The 401-nt window shown below is 52.9% G+C and carries 1 tRNA gene and 1 rRNA gene; both read left to right on the plus strand.

The features are described 5' to 3' along the window. Positions 1-71 (plus strand): 16S ribosomal RNA (locus FHI25_RS20505); the annotation flags it as partial. 211 nt (positions 72-282) lie between these two features. Next, positions 283-359 (plus strand) — tRNA-Ile (locus tag FHI25_RS20510). Positions 360-401: the final 42 nt, after the last annotated feature.

The raw sequence follows: 401 nt of genomic DNA on the forward strand, positions 1-401 counted from the left end.
TAAGGTCAGCGACTGGGGTGAAGTCGTAACAAGGTAGCCGTAGGGGAACCTGCGGCTGGATCACCTCCTTTCAAGGATGAGGATGGATTTATCTCTCTCCTCTCTAGCAAAAGAAAAGACCATGGCGCTGTCCGCGCATCCCTTCCAAATCTCGAAATTGTTTTAGGCAAGCTGTAGCTTGACGTAGGCCACCCGCGCATCGGGTTGGCCCTCTTTAATGAGGATTACGGCAATGCGCCTGAATGCGAAGCATTCAGATTGGCGAAGCTAAACTAACATACCGGGCCTGTAGCTCAGTTGGTTAGAGCGCACCCCTGATAAGGGTGAGGTCAGAAGTTCAACTCTTCTCAGGCCCACCATCACGGGGGTGTAGCTCAGTTGGGAGAGCGCCTGCTTTGCAA

Source organism: Thalassospira sp. ER-Se-21-Dark, from assembly GCF_017922435.1.
Classification (GTDB): domain Bacteria; phylum Pseudomonadota; class Alphaproteobacteria; order Rhodospirillales; family Thalassospiraceae; genus Thalassospira.